The following is a 16,758-nucleotide window of genomic DNA, read 5'->3' on the forward strand; positions in this document are numbered from 1 at the left end:
AACCCCGGAACTGTACCCGGCATACTTGCCGCCATCGACGCCGAACCGTAGCCCGGTGAAGCAGGCAGAGGGCGGCTTGACGGGCGTCAACACACAAGGCTACGGTAAGCCCGGCAAGCGGCACGCTGCAGAGCACTACTGCAACAACCGCCGAACCCTACGGACGGAGGAACAGCCGCAACCATACGCAAAAGACCGAGGGCGGCACGGCTGGCAAAGTTGTGGCAACCGGCAGCGTTAGGGCGTAGCCCCGCTGCGGGGTGCTACAGCTTGAACAGGCGGGCGGCACGTGCACAACGGTAGCCCCTTTACAGTGCACTGCTATCACATGCACTTCCTGATCCGTAGCCGGTCAGCCAGGAACAGCCCAAATCTGCTATCACCTTTCAGTCCGGCCAGCTCTCCAGGAAGAAACGTTTGCTATCAGTCATTACCCGATATCGTTCAGCTCAGGAACATCACCGCTATCACCTTGCCGACATCGGCAACATGCCCCGATTACATTCACTTTTTACCTGCCAGCCGCATCACCTCCCCGAACGCAGCGGCCATATTTGCCAACGCCCGGTGTTCATCCTGGTACTTGCGTTCTTTCTCCCGCCATTCCTCCGCCTGCTGTTTGTAGTGGGTGCAGAAACGGGGATACTCCCGCATCAGGTATTTAATCGCTTCCGTACCGGCTTTCTTGCCGGTCAGTTCTTTCAGCACTTCCAGTTGTGCCGCTTCCTCCGCCGTGAGGCGCAGGGTCAACGTACTTGCTTTTTCTTGCATTCTTCCTCCTCCCGTTGTGTCGTTATGCCGTTGCCGACGTTCATACTTGCTACCCGGCGCACGGCTTCCCCGTACGTCGTGCACTTCATTCCGTAGCGTTCGATGGTAATGCCCAGGACGGTTACCTCATGCGCCACGCACCACCCCACCCGCATTTTGCGGGGGTAGTAGGTTGGTTTCTTCTCATTTTCCACTTTCAGCTCTCAACTTTCAACTCTCACGACGCTGCCGATTTTCGCAACCTCGACAGCAGGAACAGCCGTGGCATTTTGATTTTTCGATTCGTCCGGATTTCGTTCAATATCCCCCAAACCGGGTTACCGATTTGCCCGTGGGCGGATAGCTGCAAAACTTCCTCCTGCTCTGCCGGCGTCAGGTTCAGGCTTTGTAACTGATACATCAACCCGTCGATGTTACGCCCCGGATCATCCGCCTGCCGTATCGCAGGCGTCGGAGATGTAACGACGACAGTACGCATAGCCTTCAACCTTTGGTGAACTTCTTGTCTGATCTCCTCCTCCTTCTCCGGCGGTACGTCGGAGTTCCCTCGGGGGATAGAGGGGGATTTTGCTTTGCTTTCTTTTTCTTTATCCATTTTCCCCGGAGCACTCCCGGAATATTCGGGAGTGTTCCCGAAAGTTCGCGAACTTTCAGGAATGCTCTTTACCACAGTCTGCGCCGTCACTGGCGGCATTCCTGATACCGCCGTAGCTTCGGCCACAGACACAACACCGGCACCGGTTTCCGGCTGACCGATAAACAACGGCATAGGTGCCGGCACTGCTTCCGGCATAGGTTCCGCCTCTACGAGCAACACACCCAGCGGGATAGTCGCTTTCTTCTTGCTGCGTTTACACATGTCGAGGTATCGGCTCTGAATGCTGCGTGCCGTCAAGATACCCCGCTTTATCCAAAGCTCCGTATCAAACAGACCGATTTCCGCACAGTAATGAATGATCTCCTTTACCCTTCCTTCTTCAATCCCCCAGTATTCGGAAGCGTCGAAAAGTTCATCTTCGCTGAACTCAATCCAACAACCTTCCACCCGGTAAATCTCGTTTAAAGCATACTGATAAAGTGCGTACCCCTCGCAACCGTACCGTTTCTTTAAACGCTTCACTTTAATGTCCTGAAACCGATCGGTTTCGGCCATATAGTAATTAAATCCTGCTTTTCCCATATATATAATATTAGATTCTCCTTACCTTTGTAGCTTCGATATAAGCCAAAATTTCCTCTCTCTTATACAAATAAATCCCCCCCAACTTATAATAGGGAATGGCGTTTGCCTGTCGCAGATTCTTCAACGTACAGACGCTTATTCCCAACATTTCCTGAACGTCCGTACTACGCATATACTCCCTTTTATCCATACCTCCACCGATAGCCGTATCTTCTACCGGAGTTTCTAACTTCTGAATCATTTTTTTTCCCATAACTATATGTTTTATTATTGATTAATCACTTTCCGGGCCTCCTGTTTATCAGAAGAATAAATCTCCCTCAATGCCTGCGTATCCCTCGATATTTTTTCGCCCACCACTTTTGCATAAATCTGCGTAGTAGATATGTCAGCGTGCCCCATCATGGCGCCAACCGTTTCAATAGGAATGTTATTTGATAAAGTTATTGTAGTGGCGAAGGTATGACGGGCGAGGTGGAAAGTCACCCGCTTGTGAACACCCGCCTTTGCAGCAATAATCTTTAACGTCCGGTTGCATACCTGATTGGTAGGAATAGGTAGCAGTGGAGCTCCTTCAATATAGCTTGCCGCCTCCCTGTATAAAGATAAAATCTGCTCTGCCGGCTCCAACAGAGGAACCATACAGCGAATGCCTGTTTTAATACGCTTATAAACCAACCAGCGTTCACCATCCATGCCAATATTTATATTATCAGTTGTCAAATGCCCCATATCAATGAAACTCACCCCTGTATAAACAGAGAAGATAAACATGTCCCGGATTAGCTTTTGACTTGGATTAAGACTCAGCACAGATAAGATACTTTGAACTTCTTCCTTATTCAGGAACCCCCGTTCAGTGGGGCGTGTCTGCATACGGAATTTTGCGAACGGGTTTTTGTCAATCCATTCGTTTTCAAACGCCATGTTGAACACATGCCCCAATCGCTGCATGTGTTTGACTGCCGTATTGTTTTGGCAAGTGGGCTCTCCCACCGGTCTTTTGTAGCCCTGCAAGTATGCAAAGAACTCCGTCGCAAAGTCCCTTTTGACCTTTCTAATATCAACATCCACTTTACCGTAACGGATTCGCATAAATTTGGCCACATGGTCACGGGTCACATTATACAGAATCATAGTACTTCCCGATATATGATTCTTCTCAATCACCTTGTGATACTCAAACATAGACAGAACAGTACGCCGTCCCTGTATCTCTAAAGCCTGAAACAGTTTTAGTTTCAGATTCTCAATAGTAACCATAACATCTTCTTCCCGAAGCTGCTCCACTGCCTTTTCAATATCGGCACGTAGCTGTTCGATAGCCTTATTGATCTCTTTGCCTAAAGCAGTGCTATTTTTGCACCTCTGTGCATCGGTTATCCACAATTTAAACGGCACATTATAATTCAAAGATATTTCGTATCTTTGTTTCAAAATAGACACCCTACACCTTAACGGTGCTCCAAATTCATTCCCTCTGGACTTAAATAGCCAGAACAAAATGTTAATTTTCTGTAATTGATTCTCCATACAATGTTATTTGCCGAAACATTGCCTATTTGAGTCATTTTTCTTAGGGAAGTGAAACCTCAACTGAAACCTCAACTTTTCAATTGCAGGGTAAAAAAGGGGAAAAGCATGAAAAGAAAAATCCCGCTAAATAGCCATATTTAGCGGGATTTAGTGTTTTTTACAATAAAGTTGTTGTCTCACGAAGACATTTTTGTTGTCCCACCAAGATTCGAACTTAGACAAACAGAACCAAAAACTGTTGTGCTACCATTACACCATGGGACAAACTAACTGTGCTTTCTGTTAAAAAGCGGTGCAAAGATAGTGTTATACGTCTAATTCTCCAAATATTTTGCTACTTTTTTTTATTTAGCAATGATCAGATAGTAGTTCTTCTTGCCACGCTGAACAAGTAAATACTTCTCGTCAAGCAGGTCTGCAGTGGTTATAACCTGGTCAAAAGCAGCCAGTTTCTCTTTATTCAAAGAAACTCCCCCACCCTGCACCAGCTTACGCATTTCACCTTTGGATGCAAATACAGCAGCATCGTCCACAAACAAATCAACTGCCTTTACACCTTCCACCAATGCATCACGGGATACTTCAAACTGAGGAACACCCTCAAAAACCGCCAATAGCGTGTCTTCATCAAGTTTTCTCAGCGCATCAGAGGTTGCATTACCAAACAAGATGTTCGAAGCGTCTACAGCCGCATTATAATCCTCTTCAGAGTGAACCATGATTGTCACTTCTTTTGCCAGGCGTTTTTGAAGTACACGCAAGTGCGGAGCCTGCTGATGTTCTGCAATCAACGCATCAATCTCTTCTTTCGACAAAGCAGTAAATATCTTGATGTAACGTTCGGCATCCGAATCGCTCACATTCAACCAGAATTGGAAGAATTTATACGGAGAAGTATATTTTGCATCCAACCATACATTTCCCGATTCCGTCTTACCGAACTTACCACCATCGGCTTTTGTAATCAACGGACAAGTCAAGGCAAAAACCTCTCCCCCATTCGTACGGCGTATCAGCTCAGCACCAGTAGTGATATTGCCCCATTGATCCGAACCACCCATCTGAAGTTTACAACCTCTTGTCTGATTCAGATGCAGGAAGTCATATCCCTGAAGAAGCTGATAAGTAAACTCAGTAAATGACAAACCATCGCGAGCTTCGCCATTCAGACGTCTCTTCACCGAGTCTTTTGCCATCATATAATTTACAGTGATGTGTTTGCCCACCTCACGAACAAAATCAAGGAAAGTAAATTCTTTCATCCAGTCATAATTGTTGACCAGCTCAGCCCGATTCGGAACATCCGATTCAAAATCCAGAAACTTAGCCAACTGCTTCTTTATACAAGCCTGATTATGACGCAACGTCTCTTCGTTCAACAGATTACGCTCTGCCGATTTACCGGATGGATCGCCAATCATACCTGTTGCACCACCGATGAGTGCCAATGGTTTATGACCACAACGCTGAAGGTGGCGGAGCATCATTACGCCACACAAGTGACCAATATGCAGCGAATCAGCAGTCGGATCAATTCCGAGATAAGCCGTTACTTGCTCCTTAGCTAACAATTCTTCTGTGCCTGGCATCATATCCTGTAACATGCCACGCCATCTTAATTCTTCTACAAAATTCATCGAATGATATTAGTTTTTAAATATTTAGTCTGGGCAAAAGTACGACTCTTTCTTCGAAGAAACAACTCTTATTCATTAAAAAATACATTCTTAATGTTGCGCTGTACCCGCCCTGTGAGTTCTCCCACAGACATATTCAGTGTATCAGCTACTTTCTTATAAATTTCATGAATATCCGTCTCTGCATCATCTGTTTCCAGAAACAATCGGCCAAGTGGTACAGCACGTAAAGTATCTTCGTTGTATCTGGCACCGAATGAGAGATAAAATCCATGTCGGATAAGTTGCAAAGCAAGAGGCTTTTTCCCTCGAAAACCATGTAATATCCAGGGAATAAGGCCAGGACTACGACCTTTCATCAAACTGATAACTTCCGTAGATTTCACATTATGAATTAAAACGGGCTTCAGCAGACGTTCTGCAATACCCAACTGCCGCAAGAAGATACGTTCCTGAGCCGGTAACAATGCTTTATGTACCAGTTTATCAATACCGCACTCACCAACAGCCAATACCTGAGGATGCATAGCTAACTCCTCAAACAAACCCCAATCAATCTCACCCTCCAGTTCTACATCCCAGGGATGAATGCCTATTGAATAATATCGCCCCGGCTCCGGAGAAAATTCTTCTTTGAGAAAACGAATATTCTTAATTGCAGAAAACGTACTTTCCGCCAAGTGATGGGTATGTATATCTAATAGTTCCATAAGCAATCAAGGCACAGGGTCATAGCCGGAACCACCCCATGGATGGCAACGCAGAATTCTTCTTACAGCCAAATAAAGCCCTTTGAAAGGTCCGTGTTTCTTGATCGCCTCAATAGCATACTGCGAACAGGTAGGAGTAAAGCGACAAGAAGGAGGGGTCATAGGTGAAATACAGACCCGGTAAAAGTAAATAGGAAGCAACAATATGTAAGACAAAAAGCGTCTCATTCCAGCTTCTCTGCTATGCGGGCAAGCAAAATCTTCACCTTGTTCTCTATTTCAGCAGAGGAGAACAATTCATTCGACAGATAGATAAAAGCAACAGCCACCCCCTGTTCCTTCTCTTCCAAAGCCTGCCACAATCCACCCTTATTTTTCCGGTAAGCTTCGCGTATCTGCCGCTTCACCCGATTGCGTTTCACAGCACGCTTAAACCGTTTTTTAGGAACACTGATAAGAATAGATGCAGGCACCTCCTGCCTGTCAACAGACATATACACTGCACGCAAAGGAAAGACAGAAAATGAACGCGAAGCCCCGCCTGCAAACATCTTCTCAATAACAATCTTACTATAGAGCCTTTCGGCCTTGCACAATGTATTCATCTTCTCCGGTTACAAGTTAAAAAAATTACGAGCTACAAGCACTAACACACGTACAATACGCAGCACCCGTAGCTCGTAGCCCGTAACTTATTCCTTTCTTTTATTTTCCCTTATTGTTTTCCTTAATAAACATATCCAGTGCAGCTGTCATAGAAGGAGCCTGCACAGTAGGGGCCTCCAAGTCCAAACGAAGGCCGGCATCACGAACAGCTTGCGCTGTAGTAGAACCAAATGTTCCGATCTTAATATTCTTTTGATCAAAATCCGGGAAATTCTTCTTTAATGAAGAAACACCGGCAGGACTAAAGAATACCAACATATCATAGTCAAACTCTTCTCCCTCTCCAAAATCGTTGCTGACAGTGCGATACATTACGACTTCCGTATGCTGAACATTATGCTTGTCCAGCAGGTTCTTAATGTCATCATTATGCACATCAGACATTGGCACAAGATACTTTTCAGTCTTATGCTTTACGATAGAAGGAATAAGATCCTCAATCTTGCCCGTAGCTCCGAAAAAGATCTTACGCTTACGATATTGCACATACTTCTGTATGTATAGCGCGATTTGCTCCGTCACACAGAAATACTTCATCGTCTCCGGAATCGTCACACGAAGCTCCGTGCAAAGGTGGAAGAAATGATCAATCGCATGACGCGAAGTAAATATGACAGCTGTGTGGTCAAGTATTGACACCTTCTGTTGTCTAACCTCTTTAGCAGAAACACTTTCCACTTTGATAAAGGGGCGGAAATCTATTTTTACGCCATACTTCTCAGCAATGTCGTAATATGGAGATTTCTCCGAAGCAGGCTTTGGCTGCGACACAAGTACTTTCTTAATTTTCAACGTCCTAAAATTTTATTACCAATATATTGTTTAGCTCTCTCAAACCCTGATACAAAAGCAAACAGGGTATGATTTCAAGGGCACAAAAGTACAAAATTAAAAGGAAAATGCCGCTAATATTATCGAAAAAAAGCTTTAACCACTTATAGAACATCAATATTTTAGTAAAAATTATCAGAAACAATCCGATTGATACTAAAAATATGATTTTCAGATCGAAGTAAACAAGGAACAATACGAATGGAAAAAGGAAAAATCCAAGATAATAGATCAATGTAGAATAGGATTCCAGCCAAAGACTTGTCCGGTTTTTATCAAAAAACACCCATCCCAGAAAAGAATAGAGCATCCATTTGGACAATAGATAAAGCAAACAAACAAGTACATAGACTCCAAGCAGCAGGCGGGGAGAGACTTCCTCCATCAAAGCCGGCTGTACATCATTGAAATAATTAAAAATACAAATACCACCCAAAATACAAGTCTGCAGTACCAACAATAACAGATACCGCACATCAGCTGCCGTAGAAGTGGCAAAGATACTGGTACGTTCCCGATGAAGTACAAAATCCTTCGCCTGTTGAGAAAGAAACTTCTTGCTACGCGCCAATGCAAAAGAAGACAAAAAGAAACAAGTCAGCAATATCAATGCTACTACATCATCCGTGCGAGGAGAGTAGGGGAGGGGCATTCCCTCAAAGCCCGATGTCAGCATTAACCACATACTCATATCGCAGCAAACTTTCGAATAGACGCATCCCAGACAGGAACCGTATATATCAATTCCACAGCCTCTTCCGGTGTAGTAGCCACATGCCAGATCTCTCCGTGCTGACGCCTCATAAAGTTTTCATCAATAGCACGCGTAAGCATATCAAGCAACGGATCAAAGAAACCATTTGTATTTAGTATAACAATCGGATTAAGATAAAGCCCCAACTGCTTCCAGGTAATAATTTCGAGTAACTCCTCCAATGTACCACAACCACCGGGCAACGCAATAACAGCATCACTCAAATCAGCCATCAATTGCTTGCGCTCGTGCATACTTTCCACTTCTACCAGTTTACTTAATCCTGTGTGATGCCATCCCTGTTCTACCATAAACTTCGGAATCACTCCGGTCACCTCTCCACCATTTTCAAGAACAGCATCTGCCAGCGAACGCATCAACCCGAGACTACCTGCCCCATTAATGAGCCGGATACGGCGTTTAGCAAGCAATTGCCCCAACTGTCGGGCGGCATTAAAGTAAACCTCATCTATCTTGGTACTTGATGCGCTGTAGACGCATACTGAATTTATCTGGTTCATAAGTTGGCTCTCTCATTAGTTACGCTTGCAAAAGTACAGGATTTCATCAAGATAACCACAAAAGAGGCCAAGAATTAAAAACAGAAATATTAATTCAGAAAGTAACTCATATACAAGAAAACGTATGTCTCAAGCAAAAAGAAAAGATGTCTTAATACAAATAATTAAAAGAAACTTAAGTATCCCTCCTCCAGTTTTCCTTTAGCATCCATATTTCAGACATCTTTTTAAGTCCACTCTATAAATATCATTTAAGGTACATCAATCGCCCCACAAGGTAAATCCAGCACTGCGCCATTCTCCATCTCAAATCCGGCACCGCTTCGTAACTTAATCAAACCGTTGTTTTTGACAACCACTGTACCTCCTTTCTGCACCATAAGCCGTGCATTCAGGATATTGCCTCCATCTACTTCAAGTGTAGCCCCCGAACGAACTATCACTGATGAAGTATTATTCAGCGTCATCGTCTTACCACCTGGAACCACCAAGCGCCCCGACTGCAATACCACATTTCCACACGGAGATTCCCCGTCCCATGTTTCATTGGCATTAATCAACATCGGTTTACAAACTGCCGGAAAATACTCTCCGGTATTTTGCGGGTTACCACGATAAACGCCCCATTCTATTGCTGTAGGAATACCTTCGGTCTTCCACACATACAAATCTTTTTCATTACCGGCAATTAGCTCATTTTTACCATCATTATCAATATCTGCCACACAAGGGGCCACCAGAAATCCTTCATCCGATATTATTGGAAACCCTACAATATCACTTCCGTCATTATGTAAAGCATAAATAAAGTTTTTACAACAAAAAACAACATCCGGTATAGCATCTCCATCCACATCGGCCAAAACAGGAGCATCTATATTGGCAGCATAATTCTCTTGTGGAAACAATCCATTAATAGGTTTACTAAAAAGAAAATCACCGGTATGCTTCCATGCCTTCACCATTTCATGACCTAATATAACCACTTCCAGGTGACCATCATTATTAATATCACCCACAGACAGAGTATGATCAAGAGTAGACCCAACAACATTAACCGTATACGGAATAGTCTGCGTACCATCCCAACCGGCAACCGTTTTATCACCTTCCAAGCTAATGGCGAAAATATGACTTTCGGCCATTTGCCGCTGGGAGAACAATATTTCTTTTTTTCCATCCTCATTCAAATCACATACTACTGGAGCAGATGCCAACCTAAGAATACCTGCTCCCCAAAATGGATTCGTTGTAAAAGGAGTTCCATCCTGCCGCCAGATATAAATACCCAAAGAATCATAAGAAGCTATGATTTCCATTTGGCCGTCGTTATCCAGATCAGCAACAGTTAAAGCAGAATAGTTATGATCATTTTCATCAGCAACATTCGGATTCAATCGTCTTAATTCATTACCATTATGATCCAGAATAAAAATATCAGAAGTCTGATGCGACTTAATAATAACCTCCATTGTCCCATCCGAACTTCCATCCAGATTGGCTATTACCGGACTCTGAAACATTGAATAAGGAATCTTTTTTTCCCATAACAAATCCGGTTTATGATCTCCATCCTTATCAAATGGAGAATAACAGTAAACAGCGTTTTTATCCCCATACTTATCGTCCCACGTAGATACTACAATGTTTTGTTCCCCATTCCCAGCTAAGTCTCCAAAAGCCACTTGACCTGTCAGCATTGTTGGTGTTTTAGCAAAACCGCTGACCGTAGTTACATTTCCATCAATATCAAACAATTCCTCACCCGTAGGCCGGAATCCCATCAAATAGCTGGTACGAGTTTCATACCGATCTTCGTAAATCCAGAATATTTCTTGTTTACCATCATTATCTACATCTGCAATATTAGGGCTGGATACAGATGAATAAGTGCCAGTAGAAATTCGTCGTGGAAACGGACTTACCACCGGATACGAAGTCCATGTACGATAAGCCGGGCTCCAACTACTTTCATTCCCGTTAGTTGAAATTGTTGAGATTTTATAATGACAGGTAGCAAGTTTAGCAAGATTATCATCCAAGTAATAGGCAGCAGTTAGAGGGAATCTATTCAATTTCTGATAGACACCATTTTCGCCATTGTTACTACGATATATGTTATAACCGGCCACATTGCTTACTGGTGTCCAATACACATTTATCGAAGAACTATAAGAGAGGGTATTAATGGTTGATACATCTATCATAGCAGGTCGCAACAATGGATTCACCGGAAAACTCCAGGTCTTTCCATACTCATTACTAAGCTGTAATGTTAAGTTCAACCCTTCTGTATAATTACTTGCTGTTTGAAATTGGAAAGCAATCGTATTACTCTTAGTCTCAGCAAAAGGAATAGCCGGATATACAATTGGTGTAGATGAACACGATATCTGGGCATTGTTTGAGATAAGCACAGCCTTCACTCCTGTAGCCACAGCCTTCCCTATATTCATTAAATCAATATTCATCTTCACTGTTTCTCCTGCCTCAACTGTCGTATTTCCATTACTTGTCCAAGTAATCTTTTGATTACCAATTTCTATTTCAGGAGCAAAAACATCCACCAGGAATTTCTCATTAACGGAATTCGTACCATTTTGTATCTTTAAAGTAAACTCTATCGGGTCCTGAGCACTCTTGAGATGCTCTCTACAGTTCTTATCAATAGCAAATACAAATTTTGTACCCGACATCTGGCTACTTCCTGTGTTGATTTTACCAAATGAAACCACATCATTAATCATACTGATTTCCGAAGAATTACAAGTTAATTTTCCTGTCACAACATCCGAAACCGTACTTCCTTCATTTTTTAACGCAACAGAAAGCTCAACCGTTTCTCCTGCATCCAGTTGTTTATCATTGTTCCCATTACTACCTCCCGTTTTATCATCATCAAATACCAAATCTGAAATATGAAGAACCGCTTTCGGACTTACACTGACGGGAATCGTTGTTTCAAAAGGACGGAAATTGTTTGTAGTAACCGTAACATCAACCACACCGGATGTATACGGAGTAAAAGTAAAAGAATGTACCGCCCGGTCATTTATAGTTAAAGTAGAATATCCTTCTCCTTCTTTCATTAAACAGACCAGTGCTTCCTGATTTGCAGGCAAATTATTGATTTGTATAGAAATTGTATTCTCACCATTGGTTATCGTATTGGGAGTGACAGATACATTCAACGTTTGTGGAACTGCTGTCCATATAGGCATTTCCGGATCTCCCAAAAGGGTTAGTCGGCAATTACTACTATTCCTACTACCAATAGTCGCTTGAAATACATAGCCCAAATTATGATAAGTTGACTCATTGGAATATAAAGCCTCTAATAATCTTTTAAGTTGACCATGCTCATAATCCCACCCTCGATCTGCATTTCCCATATATGCCACCGCACCACCATTGGGATTATTAATGAAATGTTCTGCAATACAATCTTCATTAAAAGTAGCCGGTTCACAACCACTTGACAAAACTATTTGTAAATAATTTCCATTTGTCACCTGATCTACATCCGTATTATGTATTGCCTCATTTTTATCCAAAGAAGAAGCCCCCATTCCTCTTGGAGAAGAATGATCCATATGATAAACTAAATGAAAATGATTTAACCCCGAATTCCCCCCATTTTGAAGCGCAGCCATAAAATTCTTTTTATTCAGTTCTTCTCCACGAGACTTCGTTACATATTTTGAATGTTTATTGCAAGTACAATTGTAATGGTCAAAAAGAAACCAAGGATGCAATCGAGAATAAGATTCAGAACTATAATAACCGTCTATAGAACTTCTTGCATCATCACTCAAATATCCCGTATTTTCATCTTTTTCAATGAATGCATCTACGTTAAGAGTATTGAGAACATAGGAATAATCAATATTAATATTAGCTTTTTCATATATCAATACTTTATTCACGAAGTTCTCAGCCTCACTGATGTTTTTTACAGGAGCACGTCCTAAATATATATCCCTTCCAAAATCAGCTTGATCAACATTGATTGTTGTAACAACTTTCGTATTAGGATTAAATAATTTATAATATTCATTGTAAACATGATTATTATTCATATTCCAATTTCCATCTAATGCTGTAAAATATAAATCTTGTGCTCGCATAGTAGAATCTTTTATGAATATCTTTTTATCACTATCATAATGGTCCTTGCGATCCGGTCCATTATTAGCCATTCGCTCTGGAACAATATTAGTATCTCCTCCTAAAAGAACAAAGAAATCACTTCCCCAATTCTGTCTACATTTCTTTAGATAGTTTCTTATTTTCTCAGCAAGATCACATCCTTCATTTTGTGCCTGTACTTCTTCTATTGTCATAACAACAGTTGGCACTCCTTTTTTCGTTTTCCAATCTGCCAAACGTTGAAAAGTGGATTTTAACTCATTATTAGTCACAATCAAATACTCAGGAATTATATTTACTATCGTATTAGAAGCACCTAAACTCCTTTCATTCATATTCAATGATTCGTTGGATATTATTCCGGTTCTCTGGTTGGAGAAACGACTTATATCTTGCTTGTTCTTCACTTTAGAATAAACAAAACGGTAGGCACGGTTTACCGATTTAGAAGATTGATATTGTGGATATTCAATAACTCCGCGTGATTGCATATAATTTATTGTAAACGTCAAATCCAATAAGGACAATGCCTTATTTAGAGGAACATATTCGAAAGGACAAACCTCAACTGTCACTACATGATACCCATGTTCGTATACATCAGAAATGATCTTCACATTTTCTGTAGGGTAAGCAAGAGATGAATTATAAATGGCGCCATCCGGTTTAAGCGATGATGTTGCAAAATCATTTCCTATTGAAATAGGAGGATCAATAGGGATAATCAGTAAACTTCTATTCAACAAGTTTTTCCCTTTCACAACCACATCAATATTGGTAACTTGCGCATCAAAAGGAATAACGAATGATTCTATAATGACAGGAAGTTTAGGGGCATTTACCTGTTCCGTAAATTCAGAGCTCTTTTCCCACGTAACACAATCAAACTCTTCCATACGCGAAAACGAAAGATCCGACTCCTCTACACGGATTGTTTCTGATAACTGAGCTTTAAGCTGTGTAGAAATCAGAATAAATATAACAATAAAAAAGTAACGTGTCATATCCTTAAAAATTTAATTTAATCGTATAATTACTCCCATCTTCATAAATAATCTGTAGTAAACCGAAAAATCCATCAAGAGAAGAAATATCACAAGTAGTGTTATTACTATTAACCCTATTCTTTTCATATACAACACTCCCATTTAGATTGATTAATCTTACCGTATCCATCGACTTTAAAGCTTCTATGCAAATTGCTCCATCCACACGATTAACTTTCAAAGAAGAAACTGAATTTTCAGAAATTCCTTGTGGAGGTTCAGGAGTATACCCTTTTATAGTTCCGAATGTATTCCACTGAGAAGTGTTTTTATATAATTCCTCAGACTCTTTTGGAACCAATAAAGTACTATTACCAACATTGTTTTCAGTAAACACTTCACCTTCCAATTCGGGAGGAGTCAGTGCATCACAAGTAAATTCAAAATTATAATACGAAGGCTCTGAACGTGTTGGCAAGGCAGGTTTAATATCATCAAAGGCATGCTCTCTAATCAAACGCACACTACCAGGAATATAAATAATTCCATAAGCAAAATAACAATCCTGAAATGTATACCTGTCAATTATTTCAACATACCCCATATTCCCTGCCATATCCCCCAAAGTTAAATGTACTGTTTTTCCATCTTTAGAATAAATAAAACCATCGTCCGATACTCGACAATAAGGATTGCTCTCAGTAATTTCAAAATGCCTATCATTGGCCCAAACACGATTTCCAATAATGGGGAACTTCCCCATAAGAATAAAATCAGATGGACCATTATAAAATGCAGAATCATTTATATGAGTTAATGTAGTCGGGATTGTCACTTTCCCTATTTGAGCTCCTGCAAATGCTTTTTTACCTATAATGTCAGTACCTTCAGGTATTATATATTCTTTATAAAACTTATCTGTAGGATATTTTATCAAAGTCTTTCCATCTACCGAAAAAGTAACCCCATCAATCACAATATTTTGGGAATACAATAAAGTACTCCAAAACATAAAAATCAAAAATTGTAATATTCTATTCATAATTCTTTCCGATTAAATTAATTAAAAGTTTAATTTGACAACTTCACTATCTCCGTCTTTAAAAATCACATGTAGTAAACCGAAAAATCCATCAAGAGAAGAAATATCACAAATCGTATGACAACTATTCACCTGATTCTTTTCATGTACAACATTTCCATTTAAATCAATTAATCTTACCGTATCCAATGTTTTTAAAGCTTCTATGTAAATTGTTCCATCCACACGATCAACTTTCAAAGAAGAAACCGAATCTTCAGAAATTCCCTGTGGAGGGCGAGGAGTTTTTATAGTTCCGAATGTATTCCACTGAGGAGTGGCTTTGTATAATTCCTCAGATCCTTTTGGAACAAATAAAGTACTATTGCCAACATTATCCTCAGTAAACACTTCACCTTCCAATTTGGGAGGAGTCAATGCATCACAAGTAAATTCAAAATTATAATACGAATGTTCTGAACGTGTTGGCAAATTAGGTTTAATATCATCAAAAGCATGCTCTCTAATCAAACGTACACTACCGGGAATATAAATATCTCCATAACGAAAATAAGTATCTTGAAATGCATACCGGTCTATTATTTCAACACAACAATAAGAATAATGCCGGAAATCTCTTGGAGCAAAATGTAAGACTTTTCCGTCATTTGAATAAACACTCCCATCCTCTGATGTATGACAATATGGATTATCGTTATCAGTAATAATAGAAATACTTTTATCATAAAAAATATGCTTCCCGAGAATTGGAAATTGTCCTGTAACAACCAAAAAAGAATTATAAGAGATATTATCATAAAAAGCAGAATCGTTTATGTGAGTCAATGTGGTTGGTAGTATCATTTTCTCAATGTTAGCTCCTCCCATAACCTTTGTACCAATTTCTCTAACCCCCTCAGGAATTCTATCATATGTTTTACATGCCGGCACTAAAAGCAAACACTTATTATCTTTTGAATAAAGAGCACCATCGATAGAAACACAATTACAATCATCTCCCATGACATTAAATGAAGAAATTTTAGTTCCCGCAAATATCCCCAATCCTCTATTGGCAGGGAACTGCTTCCAAGTAACCGAAATGGTTTTACACCAGGAAAATGCATAATCTCCAATCTCCTTCAAAGTAGAAGGAAGTATAAGTTCATTCACATGAGCCCCTTCAAAAGCATATTCAGAAATAATTTCTGTACTCTCGGGAACTATATACTTATTTTTAGGTTCAAGACTGTTATATGTAGGAAAATGGAGTAATACCTTTTTGTCAGATGAAAAAAGTACGCCATCAATTGCAATACAATTTAGACACGTTTCTGATGTCTGAAACTCTTTAATTGGATTATTAACAAATATGGGACTTACTATTTGCTGAGGATATGTGTTAAAAACTACAATTTCCAAACAAGAACAAGATTTTATAGCTTGCGAATTCATTTTCATTAAAGATGAAGGTAGAGTAATCTTGCGTAAATGTTCATTCATATCAATTGCATATGACATTATAATTTCCGTACCTTCGGGTACCACATACTCCTCGTCTGTTTTATCTTTCGGATATTTAATCAGAGTCCTTCCATCTGCTGAAAAGGTAACCCCATCAACCACTATATTCTGAGAATACAACAAAGTACTCCAAAATATAAAAATTGTAAACTGTAATATTCTATTCATAATTACCTCACATTTATTCGGTTAATATCATCTTTTTCGTATCAACATCTTGGCCATCTACAATCAATGAATACATATACATTCCCGGAGTCAACTCATAGCCATTGATAGTTACCGAACCATTTCCTCGTGACTCAATATTGAGCTGTTTTATCTGTTTTCCTTGAAGGTTATAGATATGAATACTGGCTCTGGAAGATGTTTCGGGGATAAAGAAAGAAATGGTAGTCTGCTCCTTAAAAGGATTGGGTATATTGGAATAAAGTTTGGCTTTCAGCTTTTCATCCAGCAATGAGTTTAC

At 40.5% G+C, this 16,758-nt stretch carries 15 protein-coding genes and 1 tRNA gene; all 16 read right to left on the reverse strand.

Annotation, left to right across the window (positions count from 1 at the left end; all coding sequences use genetic code 11):
• Positions 1–504 precede the first annotated feature (504 nt).
• Complete coding sequence (locus QX565_RS18070; protein ID WP_289293799.1) at positions 505–771, reverse strand: hypothetical protein; 267 nt, start codon at positions 769–771, stop codon at positions 505–507.
• Between the two features lie 217 nt (positions 772–988).
• Positions 989–1,951, reverse strand: a complete 963-nt coding sequence (locus QX565_RS18075; protein ID WP_289293800.1) for a DUF4373 domain-containing protein — start codon at positions 1,949–1,951, stop codon at positions 989–991.
• A gap of 10 nt (positions 1,952–1,961) precedes the next feature.
• Positions 1,962–2,207: a helix-turn-helix domain-containing protein gene (locus QX565_RS18080; RefSeq protein ID WP_289293801.1), complete on the reverse strand. Its 246-nt coding sequence runs from the start codon at positions 2,205–2,207 to the stop codon at positions 1,962–1,964.
• 14 nt (positions 2,208–2,221) lie between these two features.
• Positions 2,222–3,487 (reverse strand): site-specific integrase, encoded by a 1,266-nt coding sequence (locus QX565_RS18085; protein ID WP_289293803.1) that lies wholly within the window; start codon positions 3,485–3,487, stop codon positions 2,222–2,224.
• A 196-nt stretch (positions 3,488–3,683) separates the two neighbouring features.
• Positions 3,684–3,754: transfer RNA gene (locus QX565_RS18090), tRNA-Gln, on the reverse strand.
• Between the two features lie 80 nt (positions 3,755–3,834).
• The gene (tyrS, locus tag QX565_RS18095) at positions 3,835–5,127 is read right to left on the reverse strand and encodes a tyrosine--tRNA ligase (protein ID WP_002558559.1); all 1,293 of its coding nucleotides are present in this window, start codon (positions 5,125–5,127) and stop codon (positions 3,835–3,837) included.
• Between the two features lie 68 nt (positions 5,128–5,195).
• Positions 5,196–5,837 carry a TatD family hydrolase gene (locus QX565_RS18100; protein WP_289293804.1) on the reverse strand — a complete coding sequence of 214 codons (642 nt, stop codon included), beginning with the start codon at positions 5,835–5,837 and terminating at the stop codon, positions 5,196–5,198.
• A gap of 6 nt (positions 5,838–5,843) precedes the next feature.
• Positions 5,844–6,065, reverse strand: coding sequence for a membrane protein insertion efficiency factor YidD (gene yidD, locus QX565_RS18105; RefSeq protein ID WP_234130695.1), 222 nt, complete (start codon positions 6,063–6,065; stop codon positions 5,844–5,846).
• Complete coding sequence (gene rnpA / locus QX565_RS18110; protein ID WP_002558556.1) at positions 6,062–6,442, reverse strand: ribonuclease P protein component; 381 nt, start codon at positions 6,440–6,442, stop codon at positions 6,062–6,064. The genes yidD and rnpA overlap by 4 nt, the downstream gene beginning before the upstream one ends.
• Before the next feature lie 100 nt (positions 6,443–6,542).
• Positions 6,543–7,295 carry a uroporphyrinogen-III synthase gene (locus tag QX565_RS18115; protein WP_002558555.1) on the reverse strand — a complete coding sequence of 251 codons (753 nt, stop codon included), beginning with the start codon at positions 7,293–7,295 and terminating at the stop codon, positions 6,543–6,545.
• 4 nt (positions 7,296–7,299) lie between these two features.
• Complete coding sequence (locus tag QX565_RS18120; protein WP_221648410.1) at positions 7,300–8,025, reverse strand: DUF4271 domain-containing protein; 726 nt, start codon at positions 8,023–8,025, stop codon at positions 7,300–7,302.
• A complete protein-coding gene (locus QX565_RS18125; RefSeq protein ID WP_221648409.1) occupies positions 8,022–8,609 on the reverse strand; it encodes an LOG family protein in 588 nt (195 codons plus the stop codon). Before QX565_RS18125 ends, QX565_RS18120 begins: the two co-directional genes overlap by 4 nt.
• Positions 8,610–8,860: 251 nt before the next feature.
• Positions 8,861–13,762: a C25 family cysteine peptidase gene (locus tag QX565_RS18130; RefSeq protein WP_289293807.1), complete on the reverse strand. Its 4,902-nt coding sequence runs from the start codon at positions 13,760–13,762 to the stop codon at positions 8,861–8,863.
• A gap of 4 nt (positions 13,763–13,766) precedes the next feature.
• Positions 13,767–14,786: a leucine-rich repeat protein gene (locus QX565_RS18135; RefSeq protein ID WP_289293808.1), complete on the reverse strand. Its 1,020-nt coding sequence runs from the start codon at positions 14,784–14,786 to the stop codon at positions 13,767–13,769.
• A gap of 21 nt (positions 14,787–14,807) precedes the next feature.
• Positions 14,808–16,457: a leucine-rich repeat protein gene (locus tag QX565_RS18140; RefSeq protein ID WP_289293809.1), complete on the reverse strand. Its 1,650-nt coding sequence runs from the start codon at positions 16,455–16,457 to the stop codon at positions 14,808–14,810.
• A 13-nt stretch (positions 16,458–16,470) separates the two neighbouring features.
• A partial coding sequence (locus QX565_RS18145) for a T9SS type A sorting domain-containing protein (RefSeq protein WP_289293811.1) occupies positions 16,471–16,758 on the reverse strand: 288 nt, incomplete at its 5' end.

This window comes from Bacteroides sp. 41_26 (genome assembly GCF_949740115.1).
GTDB lineage: Bacteria > Bacteroidota > Bacteroidia > Bacteroidales > Bacteroidaceae > Bacteroides > Bacteroides nordii.